We start from the raw sequence: 24,066 nt of genomic DNA, 5'->3' as shown, positions 1-24,066 counted from the left end.
CGAATTGTATTTTTTTATCTTATATTAGGCATTTATGACTTCTTTTTTTACATCTGGTAGGCCTTTTAATAAATTTTCAGCAATTGTTAACCACTTCGATGTCTCTAAACCATTTGTTTTCATAACGATTTTCAATTGCGATCCTTCCATTCCTAGACCAATCATACGTCCAAAACTATTTCCGAGCATGAATAATTTTCCGCCATCAATATTTTGACTTGCTTGTTCTGAGAACAGAATTGTCACTTCAAATTTATTTTGCTTAATTAACTCAATTTGTTCTTTCATTGCCAATACTTTAATATTTGCAATTTGCAATAAGTAACCAACTTCTTGCGGGTAATCACCAAATCTATCTATCATCTCTTCCTGCAACTCTTCAATATCCTCAATTGCAGAAACACCTCTAAACTGTTTATACATCATAATCTTTTGTTTACTATCTGAAATATAAGCATCTGGTAAATATGCATCTACTTCTAAATCAATTTCAACATTAACTGTATTTTCAACCCCATCTGTTCCTCTACGCTGTTCAATTGCATCTTTTAACATTTGAGAATATAGATCAAATCCGACAGAATCAATAAATCCATGCTGTTCGGCTCCTAACAAGTTACCTGCACCACGAATGGATAAGTCTCTCATCGCAATTTTGAAACCTGATCCAAGCTCTGTGAACTCTTTAATGGCTTGCAGACGCCTCTCTGCAACTTCTGATAACACTTTATCTCGTTTGTATGCAAAGTATGCATATGCAACACGATTAGAACGTCCAACACGACCACGAAGCTGATACAGCTGCGATAGTCCCATACGATCTGCATCAAATACAATTAACGTATTTACATTCGGAATATCTACACCCGTCTCAATAATTGTTGTACTTACAAGAACATCATACTGCCCTTCTAAAAACGATAGCATAACAGACTCTAATTCACCTTCGTTCATTTTCCCATGCGCATAAGTTACACGCGCGTCTGGAACTAACATCGAAATTTCATCTGCTTTTCTTTCGATATCCTCCACACGATTATATAGGAAGTAAATTTGCCCACCTCTTGCAAGCTCTCGTTCTATCGCTTCTCGCATTAACGCTGGATTATACTCTACTACATACGTTTGGACTGGGAAACGATTTTCTGGTGGTGTCTCAATAACAGATAAGTCACGCACACCAAGCATAGACATATGGAGTGTACGCGGAATCGGAGTTGCCGTTAATGTTAACACGTCAACATTTGCTTTTAATTGCTTAATTTTTTCTTTATGCGTTACACCAAACCTTTGTTCTTCATCAATAATAAGAAGACCTAAATCTTTATAAGTAACATCTTTAGATAAAATACGATGCGTTCCGATTACGATATCTACCGTACCATCTTTTAAGCCTTTAATTGTTTCATTTTGCTGTTTTCTCGTACGGAATCTACTTAATAATCCTATATTGATTGGATAATCTTGAAAACGCTCTCGAATTGTTTCATAGTGTTGTTGTGCAAGGATCGTTGTCGGCACTAAAATTGCAACTTGTTTTTCATCCATAATTGCCTTAAACGCCGCACGGATAGCTACTTCCGTCTTTCCATATCCTACATCACCACAGAGAAGCCTATCCATCGGACGTCCACGTTCCATATCTTTCTTAATCTCTTCAATAGAACGTAATTGATCCTCTGTCTCTTGATATGGGAAAGAAGATTCAAATTCTTGTTGTTCTGCCGTATCTGGTGTATATGCATAACCCTTTGAAGCTTCGCGCTCAGCATATAGTTTAATTAGGTCATCCGCAATGTCTTGTACAGATTTTTCAACTTTCGTTTTGACCTTTTTCCAATCATTTCCGCCCAATTTATAAACTTTTGGATCCTTACCTTCAGATCCTACATATTTCTGCACTTGGTCAATCTGTTCAATTGGAACGTATAACTTATCATTACCTTGATATTTAATATTCAAGTAATCTTTATGAACACCATTAATCTCTAGTGTCTCGATACCTAAGAATTTACCTATACCATGATTTACATGAACTACATAATCTCCAACTTTTAATTCCGAATAACTTTTAATACGTTCAGCATTAGATAACTTCTGCTTACGTTGTGATTTTTTAACTTTCTTATGAAAAAGCTCTTTTTCAGTAATAACAACAAGCTTTTGCATCGGCATTTCAAATCCTGCATGTAAATCACCTACAGCAATTTGTAACCTTCCAGGCAATAATATATCTGTGCCCTCTACGATATCTGCCTCAATATCATAATCACTTAAAATATGTTGTAGTTTTTTTACACGTTCATCATCTGTGCCAAGCACAACAGTCGTAAAATGCCCTTCGTTCCATCTATCAATTTCAGTTTTCAACAACTGCATCTGCCCATGGAAATCTTGCATTGTTTTACATGTCACATTCACAATGTTTTGCGGATGTGTATGTGCTATATGACGTAAGAATAACGTTAAATATACAAAACTTCTTTTTTTATGATGAAGAAATTCCTCAAACGAGTGTGAGAAAGATAAATCTTGAATAATTATTCCCTCACCAAGAAGTGATATATACCATTCCGCCTCTTCTGTTTCAAGATGTGATGCTGTTTCTTGAATACGGGAAATCTCATCTAAAACCACAATACCATCTTCTGGTAAATAATCTATCAGACTAGCAGGTTCTTTATAGAAAATAGATAAATATTTAAACATCTGTTCTATACTTTGCCCGTTTTTTAACATCTCAATTTCATGACTTACCGTTTCAAGCACTGTAGTCTTCAATTTATCATCGGAAAGTTTTTGCATCGTCTTAGTCAAGCCTTCCTCAAGATGCTCAATTCCCGACTTCAATTCTTCCTGTGAAAATAAAAACTCTGTTGCTGGACCAAATCTAACACTTTCTTTTTTATCTTGAGAGCGCTGTTCATCCACATCAAATAATCGAATAGAATCAACTTCTGTATCGAAAAATTCAATACGAAATGGTAACTCTTCAGTTAATGGGTAAATATCTAATATTCCCCCGCGCAAACTGAATTCCCCAGGAGCTTCTACCATCGACTTACGCTCATAACCAATATGATGTAAAGTATGCAAGAATGTATCTAAATCAATCTCTTGCCCTAGATTGATTTCGATTTGCCTTTGCTTCCACAACTCTTTCATTGGTAAAAATCTGCGTAGTCCTGCAACTGGCGCTACAATAATCCCGTTCTCTCCTGCCGCTAAACGATTCAATACTTCAATACGTTGCGCCTTCAATTCTGGACTTGCAACACCAATTTCTGATGCTATCAATTCATTTACTGGGTATAACCACACATCTTTTTCACCAAGTAACGCCACTAAATCTTCATGCACTTTTTGTGCTTGATATAAATTATGCGTCACAATAAGTTGTGATTTTTTTGTTTTTTTATATAAGGCCGCCATTAATAACGAACGAGAAGAGGTTGCCATACCTGATACAAGTTGTTCTTTTAAACCATCTTCTAGTCCATTAATAACCGATTGGATCTCTTCATTTTTATAAAATTGCTCTAATAAACCTATCATTTTCAAAACCCCTCTCAACATAAAGAGCAAGCCACTATATTTTATGCAAATATTTTGGAAAAAGAAAACAGAAAAATGCTTTGGACATGCCAAAGCGACAACATTTTATTGCAGAAATTTTTCATATTCATAATACTCAGGATAAGATGCGAGCGTTTCTTGACACGATTCACAAATCGTTTTTATATATATATTTCCATTCTCATGAAAATGAATCATCTCTACTACTTCTTGCTCTGTTAGTTGAAATAAAACGTCGCTATACACTTTTTCTGCGGTAACGGAGCCTACATTACTCCCGCAATGTCTGCAATAATAATACCCTTCCATACTAGCCTCCTAAAAATCCAATTACTACTAGTATGGGTAAAAGCAAGACAAAATATTCCCAATCATACCCTTAACTATTGAAGGTATTCATGATTTGAAGAAAAGGTTTATTTAACCATTCTTCACATGCATCCGCTGCTTTTTCAATAGAATGACTCACATCAGGAATTTCTTCCGATGTAAAACGTCCTAATACGTAATCTACTACCTTCATGCCATTTTTCGGACGATCAATTCCCATACGGATACGTTGAAACTCTTGTGTTCCTAAATGTGAAATTGTTGATTTCACACCATTATGTCCACCAGCACTACCTTTCATACGAAGGCGTAATTTACCTACAGGGATGTCTAAATCATCGTACAGAACAACGAAGTCCTCAACATCAATTTTATAGTAATCCATGAGTGGTCGAATACTTTCCCCAGATAAATTCATATATGTAAGTGGCTTTAATAAGATTACTTTTTCTCCATTAACAAATCCTGCACCAAATATTCCTTTAAATTTTTGTTCATTCAAAGAAATATTCCAACGCTTCGCAAGTTCATCAATCGCCATAAATCCAATATTATGCCTTGTTAATTCATATTCTCTACCCGGGTTCCCAAGTCCTACTATCAATTTCATTCTTGTACCACTACTTTCTTTTTTCGATACGAAAAGACGTAACCAATCTTGGTTACGTCTCATTCTATCCAATTAATTGAATAATACACTTACAGATTCTTCTTCGTATACACGAATGATTGCTTCTCCGATTAGTGGAGCAACTGAAAGTTCATGTACTTTGTCGATTTTCTTCTCTTCTGGTAATACGATAGAGTTCGTTACAACTAACTCTTTAATATTTGAGTTTTGGATACGCTCAATTGCTGGACCAGATAATACTGGGTGTGTACAGCAAGCATATACTTCAGAAGCACCGTTCTCAACAAGAGCGTTTGCTGCTAATGTAATTGTACCAGCTGTATCAATGATGTCATCAATTAAAATTGCTGTTTTACCTTCAATATTACCGATAATGTTCATTACCTCTGATACGTTCGGACGAGGGCGACGCTTATCAATAATAGCGATTGGTGCTTTTAGACGATCTGCCATTTTTCTAGCACGAGTTACCCCACCGTGGTCAGGTGACACAATTACGATATCTTTAAGACCTTTTGTTTCAAAGTAATCTGAAAGAATCGGTACACCCATTAGGTGGTCGATTGGGATATCAAAGAACCCTTGAATTTGTGGAGCATGTAAATCTAGAGTGATTACACGAGTTGCACCTGCCGTTTCAAGCAAGTTTGCTACAAGTTTCGATGTAATTGGTTCACGAGAACGCGCTTTACGGTCTTGACGCGCATAACCATAGTAAGGAATAACAATATTAATTGTTTTTGCAGATGCACGCTTTAATGCATCGATCATAATAAGTAATTCCATGATATGTTCGTTTACTGGGAAGCTTGTAGATTGAATAATGAATACATCGCAACCACGGATACTTTCTTCAATGTTAATTTGAACTTCTCCATCACTAAAACGATCAACAGAACATTTTCCTAGTCCTACTCCAATGTGCTTTGCAATTTGCTCAGCAAGTTCCTTATTAGAGTTTAAAGAGAATACTTTCAAATTAGAATTTAGATATTGAGTCGACATCTAGATTAACCCTCCACATTATGATTTTTTCTTATTCAGCAATTGATCAACATAGTCTTCTTTGTTAACTTGACGTGCACGTGCTACAGATAATGCTTTTGATGGAACATTCTCTGTAATTGTAGAGCCTGCTGCCACATAAGCACCATCTTCAACTGTTACAGGAGCAACAAGGTTTGAATTACATCCAATAAATACCCCGTTACCAATCACAGTTTTGAATTTATTCTTACCGTCATAGTTCACCGTAATTGAACCACAACCAAGATTCACGTCTTCTCCAACTTGTGCATCCCCGATATAACTTAAGTGTGAAGCTTTACTTCTATTACCAAAAACAGTTTTTTTGATTTCCACGAAGTTTCCAACGCGTACTTCATCTCCAATAACTGAATCTGGGCGAATATGTGCAAATGGACCAACCGATACTTCTGTACCAAGTTTACTATCATGTACAGTAGATTGTCGAATTGTCGTACGATCTCCAATTTCACTATCGCGAATTACTGTGTGCGGTCCAATTTCACAATCAGAACCAATTACAGTATTCCCCTCAATAATTGTTCCTGGATGAAGAACTGTATCACTACCGATAATTGCATCAGCAGAAATATACGTGTTACTTGGATCAATAATTGTAACACCATTTACCATGTTTTTACGGTTGATACGGTTTTTCATAATAATTTCCGCTTGCGATAGAGCGACTCTGTCGTTAACACCTAACGTTTCATCGAAGTGCTCTGTTTGATAAGCCGATACGATATGACCTTCATTTTTTAAAATCTCAATAACATCTGGCAGGTAATATTCACCTTGTACGTTATCATTTGAAACTTTAGAAAGTGAGGCGAATAAAGCTTTATTATCAAAACAATACGTACCTGTATTGATTTCTTTAATAGCTAATTCTTTCTCATTTGCATCCTTATGCTCAACAATCTTTTCAACATGACCATTCTCATTACGAACGATACGACCATATCCAGCAGGTTCTTCTATGTAAGCTGTTAGCACCGTTGCCATTGCCCCTGCTTCTTTATGTTGCTGAAGCAATGCTTCCATCGTTTCAGCAGTTATTAGCGGCGTATCACCACAAATAACTAAAGTTGTTCCTTCTTCATTTGCAAGTACACTTGCAGCTTGATCGACAGCATGTGCTGTACCAAGTTGTTCTGCTTGTAATGCAAACTCACTTACGTTTCCTAGCTGTTCTTGTACCATTTCAGCACCATGTCCTACGACTGTTACAAGTTTCTGCAATCCTAATTGCGTTACTTGATCGACAACATGCTGTACCATAGGTTTTCCACATACAGGATGAAGCACTTTGTATAGCTTAGACTTCATACGTGTGCCTTTGCCTGCAGCTAGAATCACTGCAAATCTGTTTGACATATAGACCCTCCATCGCAACCTATTTATCCATTAACGATATTATCCTAAATCATCATATATTTCAAGAAACACATTTTAACTATTAAATTTTACCATAATTCTTATACGATGTTTTACTCTTTAGTATCTTTTTTAAGAAATAAGCTATGCTATTTAAAATGATTTTGAAAAAATTAGAAGTTTTTCTCTTCACTTTAATAAATTCAGAATTTTCCGTACGAAAATAGATAAAACCACACAAAAAAAAACAAACTCCTGTAAATGCTTACAGGAGTTTGTTGCAAAATTATAGGGATTTCTTTAAAAAGCCCTTTTCATTCGAATTTTACGAAGCACCCGCTTCTTCAAACTCAACCTCTTCTAACTCGCCTAAACGATGATACTCTGTTAAAACCGCATCTTGAATTTTAGAGCGTGTATTAGAATTAATTGGATGTGCAATGTCACGGAATTCTCCATCTGGAGTACGTTTACTTGGCATTGCTACAAATAATCCATTATTACCATCAATTACACGAATATCATGAACAACAAATTCATGGTCTAGAGTAATAGAGGCAATTGCTCTCATGCGGCCTTCTGTGTTTACGCGGCGTAATCTTACGTCAGTCACTTCCATCTTGTGTTCACCACCCTTTTCTAAATAAGCGATATATTTGTATAAATTCCACAAAATTTCTATTTTCCCTTTAATTTTTTAAAAATTTTTAAGATAAAAATTTTTAATGTAATTGAATATAGAGATTAGTGGAGGTTATCGCTTACAAAAGATTACTTAACTAGGGCAATTACTTCGATTTCAATTGAAACATCTTTCGGTAATTTTGCTACTTGTACACAAGAACGAGCTGGCTTATGAGTAGAGAAATAAGAGCCGTATACTTCATTAACAGCATTAAAATCATCCATATCTTTTAAGAATACTGTTGTTTTTACTACTGTATCAAATGAAGCACCTGCTTCTTCTAATACCGCTTGTAAATTTTGAAATACTTGCTCTGTTTGTACTGTCACGTCTCCTGCTACAAGCTCTCCACTTGCAGTTAACGGAATTTGTCCTGAACTGTAAAACATATTATTTACAATAATCCCTTGTGAATATGGTCCAATTGCTTGCGGTGCATTGCTTGTTTGAACAACTTTCATATTTTTTCACCCTTTTATTATTTATTTTTACTCTTTAAAAATAGTGCACGAAAAGCAGTTTGTCCATCTATTTTATAATTTATAAATAGAATAAAAAAAAGATAAAGCGATCTGCTTTACCTTTTTACTCAGCCTCTACAAGCCCTTCATCAAATGGTGCCAGTGAATAATTTCCCTTTTCCACTTGAATCGCTTTTTCTTTCACATCAACTTCTGATAGACGAATTAATGATACAAAATTATTAATTAGTCGTTCTTCAATATCCGTGGATTCTACTAATACACCAATACCAACAACATTAGCCTTAAACTCTTCTAACATACTCATCATACCTTGAATTGTCCCGCCGGCTTTCATGAAGTCATCAATAATTAAAACATTTGATCCCTCTGGAAGGCTACGCTTTGCTAACGTCATTGTTTGAATTCGCTTAGAAGAACCTGATACATAGTTAATACTAACAGTTGGGCCTTCTGTTACCTTATTATCTTTCCTTGCAATTACTACCGGTACATCTAAGTAATTTGCCACCGCATAAGCAAGTGGAATCCCCTTCGTTGCCACCGTCATAACCGCATCAATTGGTTGCCTAGCAAAAACAGAAGCAAACAAACGACCTGCGCCATTAATATGGCGAGGATTACTTAAAAGATCTGTCATATATAAGTAACCACCAGGCAAAATACGATCTGGATTTTCAAATAAGCTACAAAGCTCACCAATAATTAGATCTGCCTCTTCCTCACTTATATATGGTATATATTTCACTCCTCCTGCTGCTCCTGGTACCGTTTGCAATGTGCCGACCCCTTGTTGTTCAAACGTTTGCTTAATAATAACTAAATCTTCACTAATGGAAGACTTAGCTGATTGATACCTTTCAGCAAAAAAAGTGAGAGAAACTAGCTGACGAGGGTTTTGTAACAAGTAATACGTCATATCGACTAATCTTGTACTTCGTCTAATTTTCATACTCTCACCTCAAATCACGAATATTCTAAACAAATCATAACGTATTATACGTCTTTATTCAAGCGTTTCTCGCTCTCCTAATAAACGTACTGCGTATACTTGTTCACAAAATCCTTTTAATCCGTTATATATACGATGCATTCGCGAATCATGGTGCACAAGACCAAATACGGTTGGGCCACTTCCACTCATTAATACGGCATCCGCCCCAAATCGCTTCATCTGTGCCTTAATACGTGCAACTTCAGGATGCATCGCAAACGTTACATCTTCTAAAACATTACCAACAGTATCACAAATCCCTTTGTAGTCCCCAGCATTTATGACGTTAACCATTTTATCTACATTTGGATGTGTAACTCGATTTAACTTTAAATTTCCATACACATCAGCAGTAGATACACCAATATGGGGTTTTGCTAAAATAACCCAACAAGAAGGTGGAGTTTTTATGTGCTCAATTTGCTCTCCTCTTCCAGTGGCAATTGCTGTCCCACCATATACACAAAACGATACATCTGATCCAATTTTTGCGCCAAGCTCTGCTAACTGATCAATTGTAAGCCCTAAATTCCATAATTTATTAAGGCCACGTAATGTCGCTGCTGCATCACTACTTCCACCTGCTAATCCAGCTGCTACTGGAATCGTTTTTTCAATAGTAATAGATACACCTTTTTTCACATTAAACTTCTCTTTTAATAATTTCGCTGCTTGATAAGCTAAATTTCTTTGGTCGTCTGGGACATACCGATTATGGGATAAAATTTCAATACGGTCTTCTGCTAATTCCATTAGTTCTAAACGATCCGCTAAATCAATTGTTGTCATAATCATTTTCACTTCATGATATCCGTCTTGTCTTTTTCCCAGTACATCTAACGACAGATTAATCTTTGCTGGTGCTTTCACTAGTAGCTTCAATCTATTCACCCACTCTATGTACTCAATCTTTTATCGTTTATTTTACCATAAATTTATAGTAAGACGATGACACTTCCCTAATTATAACGAAAAGCATTCAGAATGAAACTACTTATGTAAAATGATGGCACCTTTTCGAGTACAAAAAGCCGAGGAATCACTCCTCGGCTACCGTAGCATAGAAAGTATCTTACAACTACTGGTTTTGTTTCATTAATTGCTGTTCTGCAATTTCTATAGCACGTTTCACCATGTTACCAGCATCTTTCGCACGAATTCCGCCCCAGCCTTCTTTCTGAACAACATCATAAAAGCCTAGCTCTTTTGCAAGCTCTTCTTTAAATTGATTTGACATGACACCTCTTCGTCTACTCAATGCAGAGTCCCTCCTTATTTTGCTACGGTATAATTAGTATGCAAAATAATATAGCTTTTCATTTGTGGGAATATATGTAACGATACATGAATTATAAAATCACTTCATTATGAGGTTCACCATAAAACGTTAACTCTACTGTCTCTGTTAAAACATCCGCATAGCTATATGATACACGTTGCAACGCATCTTCTTGCTGATCCAATTGTACAACAAAAACAGAACGGTACGTTTCTGCAAGTACACCTGATTGTTCTACTGTTTTTCTTCTCCCACTATTTGCCTTTAACATCAGTCTCTGTCCAAGATGGTGATCTAATTCGCTTTTAATTTCATCTAAACGTTTTGACATATACTTCGTTACACCTCGCTGTAATTTAGATTGAACACTTAAAACACGATATATCTATCCCAATTATTAACCGCAACTCACAGACAATATCATTATAAAAGCATCATGCGTTCAAATAGATAGAAGAAATACTATATTGTAAAAGTATCATTATGTAGTCTGCGCGTTCTTGTCTCTTTTTATCCAAGCTGATTTAAATCCTTCCCATACAAAAAAGCAAGATACATATGTACCTTGCTTATTCTTCATAATGTTGAAAGGGTAATCCAGTTCGTAAAATTCCCCTCGTCTCAATACCGCCAAGTCCCTTTTCGCCGGTAATCGTATTACGTACAACATCCCATACATTTACTCTTTCCATAAATGACGTAAAACTAATTTTTCCAACCACATATACAGGATCTAGTGCGTGAATATTAATTCTAGATGGTGAACTAGCAAAATTAGCACCTGCTCGAATTAATGCTTCAAAGTGTGATTGGCATGCCCCAGCAAAAATAACGAGTTGATCCAATGATGGATATTTTTTTCTCACTTCTCGAACAGCCTGTACAAAATGCCTTGAATGCCTATATGCTGCTAAATCTCCCTTTACCCCTTTTGATTTTGTATATGCATCGTGCCCTGTAATAACTAGAATGTCCGGACGAAAATGATCTATTAAATCTACTACCTTTTCATGCATCTCTGTTTCTTTACAATGAATACCTTGTACAGGAACACCAATTTTATTATATAAGTCTAAGCACTTGCGCAAATATAACGGGTCTCCATCTATATGCAATACACGTCCTGGCATTTGAAAATAATTTACCTCACTTGTATATCCACCCGTTGAAGTGTGTTCATGCCTTTGTTTCATTAATACATAATCTTGTTGAAACAAACGATACGTACGCTCCATCGTTTCTTTCTCACGCTTCGCTCTTTTTTTATGTTCTCGTTGGTCTATACTAATTAAATCTTCAAGTGGCGCATCTGCCACCAGTCTAATTTCCTCCCCAAATAATATAGCTATCTCGCCTTTTATTTCTATAATACGAAAAAGGATATCCCTATTATGAGAATATCGTTCCACTAATTCTCCAACATGTAAAGCCATTCTCCTACCTCCAAACTCGTTAGGCCATCTTACCTGTTTTTAAAGTATGAATGTAGGAGAGGAAAGGTGACAAAAGGGACAGTTCAAGTTGAACTGTCCCTTTTCTATTCTTATGACAATTTATGAAGAACTAATGCATTACTTAATGTTGCAAACTCCTCTATAGATAGCGTTTCGCCTCTTCGTTTTGGATCAATTCCTACTTCTGTTAAAATTCGATCCAACAGCTCTTTATCTTTCGGGAAACCATTTAAATTATTTGATAAATTATTCATTAAAGTTTTACGACGCTGTGCAAAACTTGCTCGTACTACTTCAAAGAAAAATGTCTCATCTGTTACTTCTACAACTGGTTTCGGGCGCTTTAGGAGACGAATAATCGCAGAATCAACATTTGGTTGTGGCACAAACACTGTACGTGGTACAGTCATAACTGTTTCTACCTCTGTATAATACTGAATAGCAATGGATAAAGAACCATACTCTTTCGTTCCAGGTTTAGCAGCTAAACGATCTCCAACTTCTTTTTGCATCATAACAACAAATCCACGAACCGGTAATTTCTCTTCCAACAATTTAAATAAAATTGGCGTTGTAATATAGTACGGTAAGTTCGCTACTACCATTACATCTTGCCCTTCCTCAAATTGCTCACTAAACACCTCATGTACATCTGCCTTTAGTACGTCTTTATTTATAACTGTAACGTTGCTATATGGCGCTAACGTCTCATCTAAAATCGGTAATAATCTCTGATCAATTTCAAAAGCCACTACTTTTTTAGCACGCTTCGCTAATTGTTCTGTTAACGCACCGATACCTGGTCCAATTTCAATTGCACCACTTTCTGAACCAATTTCAGCGTGATCGACAATACGATTTAATACATTCGTATCAATTAAAAAATTTTGTCCTAAACTTTTTTTGAATGAAAATCCATACTTTTCAACAATGTCTTTCGTACGATTTGGCGTTGCGATATCCTTCATTTTCTTTCCTCCTGTATGACTTGCTTATAAGCTTCTGCAAACGATTCTTTTGAAACTTGAAACATTTGTAAACGTTTATGTAACTGTTTTGCGTTTGTATAACCAATCTTTAATAGCTTACCCATTCTTTCTCTGCGACTCTTTGCCATTTCTCCGCCCACTAAGCCTGCATCGACTAAATCGCTCCAACTAATTTCACTTGTGTAAGCTTCCATTTCTTCATGTATATTCTCTAAAGCACGGCGAATTGATTCATTAGAAGCATGTTCAATCCCGACACCCTTTTTCCTTTTGGCAAGTGCTTCTTCCTTCGGTAAAAAAGCATGTTTACATCCAGGCACCTTATCAGAAATAATTTTTCGAATACGCTCTCCAGGATAATCCGGATCTGTGAAAATAATAACGCCCCGTTTTTGTAGCGCTAATTTAACTTGCTCAATAACATGATCACCGATTGCTGAACCGTTTGTTTCAATTGTATCCGCATCAACAGCACGCTTAATCGCAACTGTATCATCTTTACCTTCTACAACGATAATCTCTTTAATTTTCATGCTTGCCTCCACACTCGTTTCGTCTCTACTTAGTAAAACAAAAAAATGACGACTTTTCCATTATTATTTTCCCCATTCTTACATTTTAAAAAATAGAATGTCCAAAACTTTGTTCTCTCTTCTTATTGTAACACTTCCTCATTCGCCCTTATTTTTTCACAAAAATAAAAAAGAATGGGTTCTCCCACTCCTTTTTATTCAACACCAAATAAAGTTTTTGCATTTTTTGTTGTTATTTCTGCTACTTCCTCATAAGAAATTCCTTTTAAATTCGCAATTTCTTCTGCTACGAGTTTTACATAACTCGGTTCATTTCGTTTTCCTCGAAATGGATGTGGTGTTAAATATGGACAATCTGTCTCTATTAACAATTTCTCTAATGGAATCTCCACAGCAACTTCTTTCGGCTTCTTAGCATTTTTAAATGTAACTGGTCCGCCTAACGAAATTAAAAAGTTCATATCAACACATCGCTCTGCTACTTCTACGCTGCCGCTAAAGCAATGCATAATGCCTCCCACTTCAGCTGCATTCTCTTCTTCTAGAATATCAACAATATCTTGAGTTGCATCCCGGTTATGTATAATAATCGGCAATTTCACCTTTTTGGCTAATGCAATTTGTTTACGGAATACTTCCTTCTGTATTTCTTTTGGAGACTTATCCCAATGATAATCTAATCCCATCTCTCCAAGTGCAACGACTTTAGGATGAGAAGCAAGTTCTTCTAACCAAGCTAGATGTTCTTCTGTCATGTCAATTGCATCAACTGGATGCCATCCAACTGCAGCGTAAATAAAATCATAAGTTTCAGCTAATTCAATCGCCTTTTTTATCGTTACTTCATCAAAACCAACAACAACTGTATAGGTAACTCCCGCTTCTTTCATTCGTGCAATAACCTCTTGCAAATCTTCTTCAAATTGCTCTGCATTCAAATGTGAATGTGTATCAAACAACATAATACATAACTCCTTTTATATTGAAATCAATTTTATTCTAAAAAATAAGCTCTTTAATAACTTAACGATAACAATACTATAATTTTAATGCAAAAATAGAGAGTGTAAAAAGAAAAAAGACGCTTCACACATGTTACACGTGAAACATCTCTTTTCTTGTCTTAATTACTTGATTTTTGTACCGTTTGGTAGATTTTGGTCAATTGATGCTAATGATAATACGCCATTCTCTTCACCCGCTAAAATCATACCTTGTGATAATTCACCGCGTAATTTTACAGGTTTTAAGTTTGTTACACAAATAACCTTTTTACCTTTTAGGTCTTCCGGCGAATAGAATTTTGCAATTCCTGAAACAACTTGACGCTTTTCTGTACCTAAATCCAACTGAATTTTTAACAACTTATCTGCTTTTTTCACAGGTTCAGCTGATAGTACTTCAGCTACGCGTAATTCTACTTTAAAGAAATCATCAATTGTAATTTCTTCTGCTTTCGGTTCTTCTTCTTTTTTCTCTTCTACTTTAGAAGCAGAGCTTTTCATTTGTTCTTTAATGTAACCTACTTCTACTTCCATTTCTAAACGCGGGAAAATCGGGTTTCCTTTTTCTACTTTTGTTCCAACTGGAATACAGCCAATTGTAGATAGGCTTTCCCAAGATTTATGTGCCTCTTCAGTAAGTCCAAGCTGAGCAAACATCTTACTTGGTGCTACTGTTAGGAACGGCATAAGCATAATACCTGTTTGACGAAGCACCTCTGCTAAGTGAGCCATTACAGAAGCTAATTTTTCACGATCATTCTCATCTTTCGCTAATACCCATGGTTGTGTTTCATCAATATATTTATTTGCACGGCTAACCAATTGCCAAATTGAGCTTAGCGCTACAGAGAATTCCATATTCTCCATTGCCTCTTCTACTTTTTTCAATGTATCTTTTGCAAACGTTACTAACGTTTCATCGAATTCCGTTACATTTTCTTTAAATGCAGGGATTTCTCCGTTAAAGTACTTATCAATCATAGCTACTGTACGATTTAATAAGTTACCTAAGTCATTTGCTAAATCGAAATTAATGCGCTCCACAAATCCTTCTGGTGTGAATACGCCATCAGATCCGAATGGAACTTCACGAAGTAAGTAATAACGTAATGCATCTAATCCGTAACGATCGATTAAAGTAACTGGATCTACTACGTTTCCTTTTGACTTACTCATCTTTCCATCCTTCATTAAAATCCAACCATGAGCAAAGATTTTTTTCGGAAGAGGTAAATCTAATGCCATTAAAATGATTGGCCAATAAATTGTATGGAAACGAACGATTTCTTTTCCAACTAAATGTACATCAGCTGGCCAGAACTTCTTATACATCTCTTCATTTTCTGTTCCATAACCTAATGCTGTAATGTAGTTAGATAATGCGTCAACCCATACGTAAATAACGTGTTTCGGGTTACCTGGAACACGAACTCCCCAGTCAAATGAAGTACGGGAAACAGCTAAATCTTCTAGGCCTGGTTTAATGAAGTTATTAATCATCTCATTCTTACGAGACTCTGGCTGAATGAAATGTGGATTATCTTCATAGAATTTTAATAGTCTGTCGACATATTTACCCATTCTAAAGAAATACGATTCTTCACGAACAAGTTCTACATCATGACCACTATCTGGGCTTTTTCCTCCAACTACTTTTTCACCTTCCATAATTGGATCTACTAATTGATGCTCTGTATAGAATGTCTCATCTTGTACAGAATACCAACCTTCATATTCATCAAGATAAATATCACCTTGATCTACTAGTTGCTTGAAGATTTTTTCAACAACATCTTTATGACGATCTTCAGTTGTACGAATAAAATCATCATAAGAGATATCCATTTTCTCCCAAAGTTCTTTAATTCCTGCAACAATGTTATCCACATATGCTTGTGGTGTAACATTTAATTCTTCTGCTTTCTTTTGGATCTTCTGTCCATGCTCATCAGTTCCTGTTAAATAATGAACATTGTATCCTTGCATACGCTTATATCGTGCCATCGCATCTCCTGCTACTGTTGTATAAGCATGTCCAATGTGTAATTTTCCACTTGGATAATAAATTGGGGTAGTAATATAAAAGGACTTATTTTCCTCTGTCATTGTTTTGGACCTCCCGGATAACCTCATATGTATTTATAAATAGTATATCAAAAACTTATATATAAAGTGAAACTTTAATCTGTGGGGGTTTTGTTCACTCCCGCGGATTATTAGCCCGCACCAATCAGGCTTTTACGAGCAATCCGAATCCAACTTAACTTCTTTGCTCCAGCCAAATTTTAAATTTAGAATCTTACTGCTTGGCAAATAGCGGGATAAAAACGAGTTAATACTTAATATCTTTATCATCTATTGCTCATATTTCAAGAAAATATACAGTCCTTACTTACAATCTATAAATTTTTCTGAAAATAAAGTGAAATAATAGTAGAAATTACTCTCATTCTATTATATATAAGAAGTAAGAAATCTATAAATCTTTTTAAAAAATATAGAATTAAAGAATTGACGGAAATGTAAATGATTGGTATCATATGTCCATAGGGTATTTTGTCGAAAAATGACGAATCTAGAAAATAGACTCGAAACTTATAAACTATTTCTTTAGGAGGAAAAGAATTATGAAATCTACTGGTATCGTTCGTAAAGTTGATGAATTAGGTCGTGTAGTAATTCCAATCGAATTACGCCGTACTTTAGGTATTGCAGAAAAGGATGCTCTTGAAATCTACGTTGATGACGAGAAAATCATCTTAAAAAAATATAAGCCAAACATGACTTGCCAAGTAACTGGTGAAGTATCTGATGGTAACCTATCTTTAGCTGAAGGTAAAATTATCTTAAGCAAAGAAGGCGCTGAGCGAATCTTAAACGAGCTTCAAGATTATATCGAAACAGCAAAATAAGCTTCTCAATTATGAGAAGCTTATTTTTTATCGACATGATAGATTTGATATACATCGCGTTTCGACAAATCTCGATCTTTAGCGACTGTTTTTATTGCCTCTTTTGAATTCATACCTTTTTCGTTTATATAGTGTTCAATATGATCATATACCGAAATAGATTCCCACCATTTTTCTTCTGGGGTAGGTTCTTCCGTTGAACCAGCTACTAAAATACAAAACTCGCCACGAACTTCATTTTGTTTCGTCCACTCAATTGCTTCCTCAACTGTTCCACGAATAAATTCCTCAAATTTTTTCGTTAACTCTCGACATAATACAATTTCTCTATTTCCCAACACTTCTTGCATCGAGATTAAAGTATCATCTAAACGATGGGGCGCTTCATAAAACATCATTGTAGTTTGTACATAACGAAGCTTCTCTAACTCCATTTTTCTTTCTTTTTTATTTCTTTGTAAAAATCCATAGAAATAAAATTGTTTTGTTTCAAGACCTGATGCAATTAATGCTGTAAGGGCTGCATTTGCCCCAGGAAGCGGGATTACATGATACTGTTCTGCTACAGCCTCTACAACAATATCGTAACCTGGATCGGAAATACAAGGCATACCAGCATCACTAACAAGTGCTACAGTCTTTCCTTCGTCTAACTTCCCTAATATTTTCCTACCACTTACTTCCTTATTATGCTCATGGTAACTCATAACGGGGGTTTCAATTTCGAAATAATTACAAAGTTTTTTCGTTTGTCTCGTATCTTCAGCAGCAATTAAATCAGCTTCTTTTAAAATTCGGATTGCACGAAATGTCATATCTTCTAAATTTCCAATAGGAGTTGGTACTAAATATAAAACTCCCTTTTCATTTTGTTGAAAGCTTTTTTGTTGCCACATAGCGTTCTCCTTTTTGCATATATTCTTCTTTTTGTTTTCTATTTAACTGCTTAAAATAATACTCTGCTTGCATAGCTGTACGCTTATCTTCATGAAATTCTATGTATTTTAAAACAACAGGAAGTCTAGCACGCGTATACCTAGCACCTTTTCCACTATTATGGGTCTGAATCCGCTTCTCTATATGATTTGTATATCCAGCATAATAACTTCCGTCAGAGCACTCTACTACATAAAAACAATGCTTATTCTTCTCCATATAAAATTGAACGAATCTCCTTTGTATATTCATTATTTGCTTCATATACAAAAAGAGGGGGCAATATTTTCAAATCTGCGTTTCCATCCTTAATTCCTTCAATTAACAATGTATTCGCTTCTTTCCCTGCCTTAGGATAAACAAATCGCACACGCTTTGGTTCAATTTTGTATTTACGCATTAATGTAACAATATCTAGCAAACGACCTGGACGATGTACAAATGCTACTTTCCCACCTTGCTTTACTAACTGACTACTCGCAGATACAACATCCTCTAATGTACACATAATTTCATGACGAGCTATCGCTAAATGTTCATTCATATTTTTCTCAGAAGTTGCAGGTGTTTGAAAATAAGGGGGATTACATGTAACTACATCATATTGATGACGTCCAAGTTTCTCTGGCATATCTTTCAAATCCCCATGTATTAAGTGAATTCTTTCTTCTAACTTATTGTATTGAACGCTTCTGATTCCCATATCATATAAACGTTCTTGAATTTCTACACCTGTAATGTTTCCCTTTGTTCTTGTACTTAATAAAAGGGGGACAACTGCGTTACCTGTACACAGATCAAGTACATTACCTTTTTGAATCGGCACCCAAGCAAAGTCTGCAAGTAAAACAGCATCTAACGAGAAATTGAATACTGATGGGCTTTGTACAATCTTCATATCTTGCGCTAATAAGTAATCTAAACGTTCATCTTCATATAAATTCATATGTTACTCCTTTTCTTACACTTAACCTACCCTATTTCATCTTCTACTAATAAAAAAACATATTTCATTCTACTCTCATGTATAAAAAATTACCTTTCCAATTATCATTGGAAAGGTAATTTCACTTTTTATTTAAAAATGACAGGCAGAATAAACAATCTCCCTCTTTACGTACACTTCCATAATGCAGATTACAAATATGAAAACCTTCTTGATATAGCCTTGCTAAATTATCATAGCCTTCGCCAATATCAGTTGTCTTCGGCTTCACTTCTTTACGTTTTTGAGTTTTTTGTTTTTCCTTAATCTGCACTTCTTCAAAGCGGTGTCGCAAATTTTCATTTTCCATTTTTATATGTTGGTTCTCTTCCAACAACTCTGCAAGATGTTGTTTTAATTCTCCCAACTGTTTGTATAAATGTCCAATTTGCTCTTCCATACTAGAAACCGATGCAAAAATATCTTTTTTCTCCACAAGCACCCACCTCATTAATCTGTGGTTTGACTCGAAACGACCCCTTTATTCACTAACTCATCTAACGTATATTCTACTATCCGTTCCTTGTCTACTAGTTCCACTTGAATTAATCTTTCTAAAATATTTAATCCGATAACACGGCCAGTACCATGCGGGGTTTGTATACGTTGATCTAAATCAGGAAGTTGTTCCTTTGCTGCCTCATATTCATCATTCTCATATTTTAAACAACACATTAAGCGACCACATAAACCAGAGATTTTTGCAGGATTTAATGATAAATTTTGATCCTTTGCCATCTTAATGGATACAGGTTCAAAATCTCCTAAAAAAGTAGAACAACAAAGCATACGACCACACGGACCAATACCACCAAGCATCTTCGCTTCATCACGAACACCAATTTGTCTTAGTTCAATTCTTGTCCTAAAAATTGCCGCTAAGTCCTTCACTAGTTCGCGGAAATCAATCCGACCATCCGCAGTAAAGTAGAAAATAATCTTATTGCGATCGAACGTATACTCTACATCTACAAGTTTCATATCAAGATTATGCTCTACTACCTTTTGCTGACAAACTTGATATGCTTCTTTTGCAGCATGTTTGTTCTCTTCAACAATGGTACGATCATTTTCATTTGCAATACGAATAACCTTTTTTAGCGGTAATACAACGTCGTTTTCATCAACTTGCTTTTTGGTAATAACTACTTTTCCGTACTCAATACCTCTTACTGTTTCTACAATTACAAACTCATTTTCAGAGATATCGAACTGATTCGGATCGAAGTAATACACCTTTCCGGCCTTCTTAAAGCGAACACCTACTACATCATACAAAACGGTCATCCCTCCTGCAACCGCAACACTAACTGTTCGAACACAAGCTGCGCATTTACATTAGCGTTGATTCTATTTTTTGCCTCTAATATATTAAAGAGAGCTGATACAATGCGCTTCTGAGCATAGGAGAAAGATTCAAACATCTCTTTCTGCTCATGAAAAACAAGACGATCTTCTTCTCCAAGTTGAACATATAATAAATCCTTATAAATAAGGAGCAACATATCTAAACCTTGCTGTAATTGTTCTTTCTCTCTAAAGTGTTTCCCCCATTTTTCTTGTACAAAAAAAATAGAGGCTTTATCCTTTTCGAGCGCTTCACATAATTTTATCACTAAAGCTCGTGCTTGTGCAAACCATTCATCACTACATAAAGCTAAAGCTTCATCAAAACTATTCGTGAGTTGCGCAGCAAGTGTCGATAAAGATGCCGTAATACCTTCATCCTGTAATTTTCTAATTAAAGATTCCGTAGGTAACGGTCTAAATGTAACAACTTGACAGCGAGATAAAATCGTATTTAAAATTTGATGACTTTGTTCAGTAAGTAAAATAGCTGTTGTATCACTACTTGGTTCTTCTAAAAATTTTAAAAGTGTATTCGCTGCATTTGCTGTCATACGATCTGCGTGCTCAATAATATATACTTTTTTATTTGCTTCTAATCCTGTTTTTGAAAACTCTTCTTGTAAATCATGAATTTGCTGTTTCTTAATAGATAATCCGTCTGGTTTTACAATATGTAAGTTAGGGTGGTTACCTGAATCAATTCGCTTACAATTTGTACATACGTGACAAGGCTCTACCCCATTCCGACCAGAACAGAGGAAACTCTTTGCCATTTGAATTGCCGTTGCAAACTTTCCAGTCCCTTTCCCTCCCTCTAACAAGTAAGCGTGGGATATACGCTCTTTTGCAATGCTATTCATCAACATTTTTACACCGATGGGTTGTATAGCAGAAAGCTGCTCCCACGTCTTCGTCATAACGCATACCTCACTTATTTCATTCTTTCCTTCTATTATAACAATTTATCTTCTATAATCTGAACAACTTCTTCTATAAGTTTTTCCATTGGTTGATCAGCATTTACCAATACAATACGATCTGAGAAACGTTCTACAACTTGTAAATATCCTTCACGGACACGTTTATGGAAAGAGATATCTTCCATATCTAATCGATTTACTTCACGTCCTGCATCTTTTTCAATGCGAGCTAAACCAATCTCTGGTTCAATGTCTAGGTAAATCGTTAAACTAGGCATACAGTCCTCTGTTGCGAAACGATTTATTTCAAATACTTTATCCATACCTAACCCTCTTGCATATCCTTGATACGCTAAAGAGCTATCTATAAAACGATCACATAATACAAGGTAGTCCTCGTTAAGTGCCGGCATAACCTTTTCCACCAAATGTTGTCTACGTGCAGCAGCATACAGAAGCGCCTCTGTACGTGCTTCCATCATTGTATATTCTTGTTTATGTAAAATTGTTCTAATATCCTCTGAAATTGCAATGCCACCTGGTTCTCTCGTCGCCATTACCTTTTGTTCTTTTTGTTCAAAGTACGGCAATAAACTTTTAATTAACGTTGTTTTACCCGAACCTTCTGGACCTTCAATTGTTACAAATAATCCCTTCATCCTAAAACCTACTTTCTATATCATACACTTTCATATATTTCGTGCTACCTTGAAAACGAGCGCCTGATTGCTCTAAATACATAATTTGCTCTTTATGTTCTGAAGTAATTCTTTCTCCATACATAATCAATGGAATTCCAGGTGGGTACGGAATTACCATTTCTGCCGCTATCATCCCAACTGCTTCTTCTACAGATACTACTTTTGTTTCATATCCTTCCAGTTGTTTATATGTATACGGTAAAGGAGAAAATTCTCCTTTATAAGTATAACGAATAGATTCCTTCTTGTCTTTCACCTCATAATATTGCAATGCCCCTCGGATCATCTCTATAGCCTTCATATACTCCTTATTTACTTGCAAGGGCAAAATAAATAGGACATTATACGGATCCGCCATTTCTGTATATATACCGACCTTTTCAAATACAGACTGTAATTCGTACCCTGATAACTGACAACGTGTCTGTACAGTAACCTTTAAATGGTCTTGTAATGGATACTGTAAAATAGCTATTTGTGGAATAGAACACAATTCGTCTTTAAATCCCCGTAAAAACTCGACTATTTCATCATGTCCCTTTTCTTTTATACGTGCTATTGTAAAGCGTGCAATATCAAGAGAAGTCATAATTGGATACGATGGACTACTAGATTGTAGCATACTTAAATAGGTAGAAACTTTTTCTTCTTTCACTAAGCGACTATTTATATGTAAATAGGACCCCATTGTCATCGCGGGTAATGTTTTATGTGCAGAATGAACTACAATATCTGCACCATATGCTAATGCTGACTTTGGAAATGCCCCTCCTAAACAAAAATGGGCTCCATGTGCTTCATCTACTAAAACGGGGATTTTATGTGCATGTGCATAAGCGATGCTTGCCTCCAGATCTATTCCCATACCATAATAATTAGGATGCGTTAAAATGAGTGCTTTAGCATTTGGATATTTTTCAATTGCTTCCTTAATAATTTCATCATGAATTCCCACTGGTACATTATAAGCTTCATCAATCCATGGATCTAAAAAAATTGGATTTGCGCCCGCTAATTTTAAACCATTAATAATTGATTTATGACAATTTCTTTGTACAAGAACAATATCATGTTCCCCGCAACAAGACAAAATCATTGCTAGGTTCCCTACTGTTGAACCATTAATTAAAAAATAACTTTTTTTCACTCCATATACATCAGCTAATAACTGTTGTGCCTCATCTATACATTCAAACGGACTATGTAAATCATCTAACCCTGACAACTCAGTTACATCGATAGATAGTATATCTTTAAACTCCCCTATAGCTTCCTGAGGGAAGTTTAAACCGTTTTTATGACCTGGAACATGAAAGGATAACGGCTTTCTTTCTTTAAACTCTGTTAATGCCTCATATAAAGGTATGCGATTTTGATTCATCTATATCTCTTCCTTATTATTTCATTCTTTATCTATTATACAGAACAAAAAAAATAATAGGCATATGCCTATTTAAAAATATGATACTTCTAATTTCCGAAGCTGTTTTAAATAATATATATACTTCGGATCATTTGTCTCCGTATTCACCATATCTTTTTCACATTCATAACATATTAAATTATTATAAACATATATCCCTTCTTTTCTTTCTGTCTCACAAACAATACAAACTTCATTTTGTGCTTTCATAACCTTCCCTCCCTATTTAAATGGACATATTTTATACTTCTATTCCTTAACAATTTACAGAAAAATATACATCCATCTCTTATATAATATGATTAACCCTTGGGCAACGTGTTTGTATTACCATTACTTCTTTTTCTCGTACTGTTTGAAAACACACAAAAAAAACACAAGTCAAAAGACTTGTGTTTTTAATTGCTTGGCGACGTCCTACTCTCACAGGGACAAGGTCCCAACTACCATCGGCGCTAGAGAGCTTAACTTCCGTGTTC

Annotated in this window: 27 protein-coding genes; 1 reads left to right on the top strand and 26 read right to left on the bottom strand. The window is 35.5% G+C overall.

The features are described from left to right. Positions 1–24: 24 nt before the first annotated feature. From mfd to metG, 16 genes are all read right to left on the bottom strand, one after another. Positions 25–3,555, bottom strand: coding sequence for a transcription-repair coupling factor (gene mfd / locus JDS82_RS27280; protein ID WP_199714238.1), 3,531 nt, complete (start codon positions 3,553–3,555; stop codon positions 25–27). A 105-nt stretch (positions 3,556–3,660) separates the two neighbouring features. Beyond that, positions 3,661–3,885: an anti-sigma-F factor Fin family protein gene (locus tag JDS82_RS27275; RefSeq protein ID WP_000399441.1), complete on the bottom strand. Its 225-nt coding sequence runs from the start codon at positions 3,883–3,885 to the stop codon at positions 3,661–3,663. Positions 3,886–3,955: 70 nt separating this feature from the next. Continuing rightward, the gene (pth, locus tag JDS82_RS27270) at positions 3,956–4,516 is read right to left on the bottom strand and encodes an aminoacyl-tRNA hydrolase (RefSeq protein ID WP_078183735.1); all 561 of its coding nucleotides are present in this window, start codon (positions 4,514–4,516) and stop codon (positions 3,956–3,958) included. A gap of 72 nt (positions 4,517–4,588) precedes the next feature. Continuing rightward, on the bottom strand, positions 4,589–5,542 hold the full coding sequence (locus tag JDS82_RS27265) for a ribose-phosphate diphosphokinase (RefSeq protein WP_000107420.1): 954 nt from the start codon (positions 5,540–5,542) through the stop codon (positions 4,589–4,591). A gap of 18 nt (positions 5,543–5,560) precedes the next feature. Continuing rightward, complete coding sequence (glmU, locus tag JDS82_RS27260) at positions 5,561–6,940, bottom strand: bifunctional UDP-N-acetylglucosamine diphosphorylase/glucosamine-1-phosphate N-acetyltransferase GlmU (protein WP_000071045.1); 1,380 nt, start codon at positions 6,938–6,940, stop codon at positions 5,561–5,563. Between the two features lie 325 nt (positions 6,941–7,265). Continuing rightward, positions 7,266–7,559 (bottom strand): septation regulator SpoVG, encoded by a 294-nt coding sequence (spoVG, locus tag JDS82_RS27255; RefSeq protein WP_000454042.1) that lies wholly within the window; start codon positions 7,557–7,559, stop codon positions 7,266–7,268. 152 nt (positions 7,560–7,711) lie between these two features. Beyond that, positions 7,712–8,086, bottom strand: a complete 375-nt coding sequence (locus tag JDS82_RS27250; protein WP_000869826.1) for a RidA family protein — start codon at positions 8,084–8,086, stop codon at positions 7,712–7,714. Positions 8,087–8,210: 124 nt separating this feature from the next. Beyond that, positions 8,211–9,059, bottom strand: a complete 849-nt coding sequence (gene purR, locus JDS82_RS27245; protein WP_000702481.1) for a pur operon repressor — start codon at positions 9,057–9,059, stop codon at positions 8,211–8,213. A 54-nt stretch (positions 9,060–9,113) separates the two neighbouring features. Continuing rightward, a complete protein-coding gene (gene ispE / locus JDS82_RS27240; RefSeq protein WP_000772096.1) occupies positions 9,114–9,983 on the bottom strand; it encodes a 4-(cytidine 5'-diphospho)-2-C-methyl-D-erythritol kinase in 870 nt (289 codons plus the stop codon). Between the two features lie 196 nt (positions 9,984–10,179). Beyond that, positions 10,180–10,359, bottom strand: coding sequence for an acid-soluble spore protein SspF (sspF, locus tag JDS82_RS27235; protein WP_001985066.1), 180 nt, complete (start codon positions 10,357–10,359; stop codon positions 10,180–10,182). Between the two features lie 91 nt (positions 10,360–10,450). Further along, entirely contained in the window at positions 10,451–10,711 is a 261-nt protein-coding gene (veg, locus tag JDS82_RS27230) for a biofilm formation stimulator Veg (protein ID WP_000044349.1), read from the bottom strand. A gap of 238 nt (positions 10,712–10,949) precedes the next feature. Next, positions 10,950–11,813 carry a sporulation peptidase YabG gene (gene yabG, locus JDS82_RS27225; protein ID WP_001173738.1) on the bottom strand — a complete coding sequence of 288 codons (864 nt, stop codon included), beginning with the start codon at positions 11,811–11,813 and terminating at the stop codon, positions 10,950–10,952. 110 nt (positions 11,814–11,923) lie between these two features. Further along, positions 11,924–12,802: a 16S rRNA (adenine(1518)-N(6)/adenine(1519)-N(6))-dimethyltransferase RsmA gene (rsmA, locus tag JDS82_RS27220; protein WP_000651555.1), complete on the bottom strand. Its 879-nt coding sequence runs from the start codon at positions 12,800–12,802 to the stop codon at positions 11,924–11,926. Beyond that, complete coding sequence (gene rnmV / locus JDS82_RS27215) at positions 12,799–13,356, bottom strand: ribonuclease M5 (protein WP_000692830.1); 558 nt, start codon at positions 13,354–13,356, stop codon at positions 12,799–12,801. The genes rsmA and rnmV overlap by 4 nt, the downstream gene beginning before the upstream one ends. Positions 13,357–13,550: 194 nt before the next feature. After that, positions 13,551–14,318, bottom strand: a complete 768-nt coding sequence (locus JDS82_RS27210; protein WP_000895837.1) for a TatD family hydrolase — start codon at positions 14,316–14,318, stop codon at positions 13,551–13,553. Between the two features lie 165 nt (positions 14,319–14,483). Next, positions 14,484–16,466, bottom strand: coding sequence for a methionine--tRNA ligase (metG, locus tag JDS82_RS27205; protein ID WP_199714237.1), 1,983 nt, complete (start codon positions 16,464–16,466; stop codon positions 14,484–14,486). A 521-nt stretch (positions 16,467–16,987) separates the two neighbouring features. On the opposite strand from metG, the gene JDS82_RS27200 reads away from it, so the two are divergent. Next, a complete protein-coding gene (locus tag JDS82_RS27200) occupies positions 16,988–17,272 on the top strand; it encodes an AbrB/MazE/SpoVT family DNA-binding domain-containing protein (protein WP_000843039.1) in 285 nt (94 codons plus the stop codon). A 20-nt stretch (positions 17,273–17,292) separates the two neighbouring features. Here the strand turns inward: JDS82_RS27200 and rsmI are convergent, their stop codons facing one another. The 10 genes from rsmI to JDS82_RS29595 form a co-directional block, all read right to left on the bottom strand. After that, entirely contained in the window at positions 17,293–18,168 is an 876-nt protein-coding gene (rsmI, locus tag JDS82_RS27195) for a 16S rRNA (cytidine(1402)-2'-O)-methyltransferase (protein ID WP_000267813.1), read from the bottom strand. Then, positions 18,137–18,427, bottom strand: coding sequence for a GIY-YIG nuclease family protein (locus JDS82_RS27190; RefSeq protein ID WP_000414343.1), 291 nt, complete (start codon positions 18,425–18,427; stop codon positions 18,137–18,139). The genes rsmI and JDS82_RS27190 overlap by 32 nt, the downstream gene beginning before the upstream one ends. Continuing rightward, on the bottom strand, positions 18,414–19,154 hold the full coding sequence (locus JDS82_RS27185) for a tRNA1(Val) (adenine(37)-N6)-methyltransferase (protein ID WP_088079977.1): 741 nt from the start codon (positions 19,152–19,154) through the stop codon (positions 18,414–18,416). Before JDS82_RS27185 ends, JDS82_RS27190 begins: the two co-directional genes overlap by 14 nt. Positions 19,155–19,275: 121 nt before the next feature. After that, positions 19,276–19,629 (bottom strand): DNA replication initiation control protein YabA, encoded by a 354-nt coding sequence (gene yabA, locus JDS82_RS27180; RefSeq protein WP_000412057.1) that lies wholly within the window; start codon positions 19,627–19,629, stop codon positions 19,276–19,278. Positions 19,630–19,643: 14 nt separating this feature from the next. Beyond that, complete coding sequence (locus tag JDS82_RS27175) at positions 19,644–20,471, bottom strand: PSP1 domain-containing protein (RefSeq protein ID WP_000272429.1); 828 nt, start codon at positions 20,469–20,471, stop codon at positions 19,644–19,646. Between the two features lie 5 nt (positions 20,472–20,476). Continuing rightward, positions 20,477–21,460 (bottom strand): DNA polymerase III subunit delta', encoded by a 984-nt coding sequence (gene holB / locus JDS82_RS27170; RefSeq protein ID WP_000169566.1) that lies wholly within the window; start codon positions 21,458–21,460, stop codon positions 20,477–20,479. A gap of 35 nt (positions 21,461–21,495) precedes the next feature. Then, entirely contained in the window at positions 21,496–22,122 is a 627-nt protein-coding gene (tmk, locus tag JDS82_RS27165; RefSeq protein ID WP_000677225.1) for a dTMP kinase, read from the bottom strand. Position 22,123: 1 nt separating this feature from the next. Then, entirely contained in the window at positions 22,124–23,545 is a 1,422-nt protein-coding gene (locus JDS82_RS27160) for an aminotransferase class I/II-fold pyridoxal phosphate-dependent enzyme (RefSeq protein ID WP_199714236.1), read from the bottom strand. 72 nt (positions 23,546–23,617) lie between these two features. After that, positions 23,618–23,797 (bottom strand): sigma factor G inhibitor Gin, encoded by a 180-nt coding sequence (locus tag JDS82_RS27155; protein ID WP_000647291.1) that lies wholly within the window; start codon positions 23,795–23,797, stop codon positions 23,618–23,620. A gap of 79 nt (positions 23,798–23,876) precedes the next feature. Further along, on the bottom strand, positions 23,877–24,066 hold a 190-nt coding region (locus JDS82_RS29595; RefSeq protein WP_206773538.1), incomplete at its 5' end, for a hypothetical protein.

The sequence above is a fragment of the Bacillus cereus group sp. N14 genome (assembly GCF_016483555.1).
In the GTDB taxonomy this organism is placed as follows: Bacteria; Bacillota; Bacilli; order Bacillales; family Bacillaceae_G; genus Bacillus_A; species Bacillus_A wiedmannii.
This window is presented reverse-complemented; position numbering and strand designations above follow the sequence as displayed.

Excerpts from the sequence above, each read along its gene's own strand:
- spoVG (WP_000454042.1), bottom strand. The coding sequence starts at position 7,559 with ATGGAAGTGACTGACGTAAGATTACGCCGCGTAAACACAGAAGGCCGC.
- veg (WP_000044349.1), bottom strand. The coding sequence starts at position 10,711 with ATGTCAAAACGTTTAGATGAAATTAAAAGCGAATTAGATCACCATCTT.
- tmk (WP_000677225.1), bottom strand. The coding sequence starts at position 22,122 with ATGAAGGGATTATTTGTAACAATTGAAGGTCCAGAAGGTTCGGGTAAA.
- JDS82_RS27200 (WP_000843039.1), top strand. The coding sequence starts at position 16,988 with ATGAAATCTACTGGTATCGTTCGTAAAGTTGATGAATTAGGTCGTGTA.
- JDS82_RS27265 (WP_000107420.1), bottom strand. The coding sequence starts at position 5,542 with ATGTCGACTCAATATCTAAATTCTAATTTGAAAGTATTCTCTTTAAAC.
- rnmV (WP_000692830.1), bottom strand. The coding sequence starts at position 13,356 with ATGAAAATTAAAGAGATTATCGTTGTAGAAGGTAAAGATGATACAGTT.
- yabG (WP_001173738.1), bottom strand. The coding sequence starts at position 11,813 with ATGGCTTTACATGTTGGAGAATTAGTGGAACGATATTCTCATAATAGG.
- JDS82_RS27250 (WP_000869826.1), bottom strand. The coding sequence starts at position 8,086 with ATGAAAGTTGTTCAAACAAGCAATGCACCGCAAGCAATTGGACCATAT.
- metG (WP_199714237.1), bottom strand. The coding sequence starts at position 16,466 with ATGACAGAGGAAAATAAGTCCTTTTATATTACTACCCCAATTTATTAT.
- JDS82_RS27160 (WP_199714236.1), bottom strand. The coding sequence starts at position 23,545 with ATGAATCAAAATCGCATACCTTTATATGAGGCATTAACAGAGTTTAAA.
- JDS82_RS27210 (WP_000895837.1), bottom strand. The coding sequence starts at position 14,318 with ATGTTGTTTGATACACATTCACATTTGAATGCAGAGCAATTTGAAGAA.
- JDS82_RS27185 (WP_088079977.1), bottom strand. The coding sequence starts at position 19,154 with ATGAATTTATATGAAGATGAACGTTTAGATTACTTATTAGCGCAAGAT.
- glmU (WP_000071045.1), bottom strand. The coding sequence starts at position 6,940 with ATGTCAAACAGATTTGCAGTGATTCTAGCTGCAGGCAAAGGCACACGT.
- rsmA (WP_000651555.1), bottom strand. The coding sequence starts at position 12,802 with ATGAAGGATATCGCAACGCCAAATCGTACGAAAGACATTGTTGAAAAG.
- purR (WP_000702481.1), bottom strand. The coding sequence starts at position 9,059 with ATGAAAATTAGACGAAGTACAAGATTAGTCGATATGACGTATTACTTG.
- JDS82_RS27190 (WP_000414343.1), bottom strand. The coding sequence starts at position 18,427 with ATGGAGAAGAATAAGCATTGTTTTTATGTAGTAGAGTGCTCTGACGGA.
- rsmI (WP_000267813.1), bottom strand. The coding sequence starts at position 18,168 with ATGTGGCAACAAAAAAGCTTTCAACAAAATGAAAAGGGAGTTTTATAT.
- JDS82_RS27155 (WP_000647291.1), bottom strand. The coding sequence starts at position 23,797 with ATGAAAGCACAAAATGAAGTTTGTATTGTTTGTGAGACAGAAAGAAAA.
- JDS82_RS27275 (WP_000399441.1), bottom strand. The coding sequence starts at position 3,885 with ATGGAAGGGTATTATTATTGCAGACATTGCGGGAGTAATGTAGGCTCC.
- holB (WP_000169566.1), bottom strand. The coding sequence starts at position 21,460 with ATGACGAAGACGTGGGAGCAGCTTTCTGCTATACAACCCATCGGTGTA.
- pth (WP_078183735.1), bottom strand. The coding sequence starts at position 4,516 with ATGAAATTGATAGTAGGACTTGGGAACCCGGGTAGAGAATATGAATTA.
- mfd (WP_199714238.1), bottom strand. The coding sequence starts at position 3,555 with ATGATAGGTTTATTAGAGCAATTTTATAAAAATGAAGAGATCCAATCG.